We start from the raw sequence: 1,175 nt of genomic DNA, 5'->3' as shown, positions 1-1,175 counted from the left end.
TAAACATTAGGACATTTTTTTATGGTTGATTGTTTCGTGCCTAATGGATTCAGTAATATACAATCCCGAAGAGGCTGAGCTTTTTTCAAGATTTATTTGGGGATTGGTAGGGCAAATGAATCTGGATGAAGAAAATGGCATTGCTCACGAGAGATTCCGGCTAACATAGGATCTGGGAAAAAGTCTCAAATAAGGAAATCTGGTAAAGGGGTTGGCACAGATGTGTAGTGTGTTCGATGTGGATGATCACGCCGGCATGGAGCGCTTCCTAAAGGAGTATGGAGTACACCATCCGAAGCGCATGTTGTATGGCCGCCGCAGACGGCCCACCCAGGAGATTTCCGTTGTCACTGCCAGGCATGGGGAGCCGGAAGTGGAAACCGCAATCTGGCATCTATATCTGGAACGCGATGGCGACAACTGGAAGCCGAACCGCAAATATTGGTCGATCAACAGCAACTGGCAGAAGCTGGGCAAGCGCCCCGAGTACCGCAAATCTCGCTGCCTGATTCCCGCCACCGCCTGGGTGGAAAGTCTGCATGGCAAGAATCCGGTTGAATTTAGTTATGGCGAACCCTTTTTCTTTTGCGGGCTATATAAGACCTGGGGCGACGTGTTGAGCTGTTCCATCATCACCATTGCGGCCCATCCCAGGACCAGGAAGTATCACGATAAATCCCTGCCCATGGTCGCGCCGGCCGATCAAGACTTTGTGCAGAGCTGGCTCAGCGGAGGAGAGGGTACCGCCTCCTTTGAACCCTACCTGCATCCGCATATTGAATACGCCGGACATCCGCTGTCGGTGCGGCCGTTGGAAAGGGCGACTTCTACGCACTACACCGGCGAGCCGCTGGACCTATCCTGATTTCAATTCTCTTCATTGTATTTTGCCGCAAGCGGTGAAGGTTTATCACGCCGCCAAATTAAACAAGCCTCTAAAATTCAAATATTTAACTAAGTAACTGACATCAAAGCCAACAGAATTGAATTCCTCAAAAGGCATGGCGATCACTCCTCCCCACGCCTGCTGGTTTTGGGTTTTTCTTTACCCAATGAAATTGGAAAACACCGCAAACCCCCGTTAGCCGTGGGCTGTAGCGAGTTTTGGGATTTCACAAAATGAAGAGTTTTGAAGAAATGTGAAGAGATTTTTCACAGGTCAAAATGGCTGAAAG

The 1,175-nt window shown here is 49.3% G+C and carries 1 protein-coding gene; it reads left to right on the top strand.

Annotated elements, in window-relative coordinates:
- Positions 1-220: 220 nt before the first annotated feature.
- The gene (locus tag Q5Y71_RS16855; RefSeq protein WP_306043236.1) at positions 221-865 is read left to right on the top strand and encodes an SOS response-associated peptidase family protein; all 645 of its coding nucleotides are present in this window, start codon (positions 221-223) and stop codon (positions 863-865) included.
- Positions 866-1,175 lie beyond the last annotated feature (310 nt).

Source organism: Microbulbifer sp. 2205BS26-8 (assembly GCF_030731025.1).
GTDB lineage: Bacteria > Pseudomonadota > Gammaproteobacteria > Pseudomonadales > Cellvibrionaceae > Microbulbifer > Microbulbifer spongiae.
The sequence above is the reverse complement of the archived record's forward strand: the minus strand, read 5'-3'. Positions and strand labels throughout refer to the sequence as shown.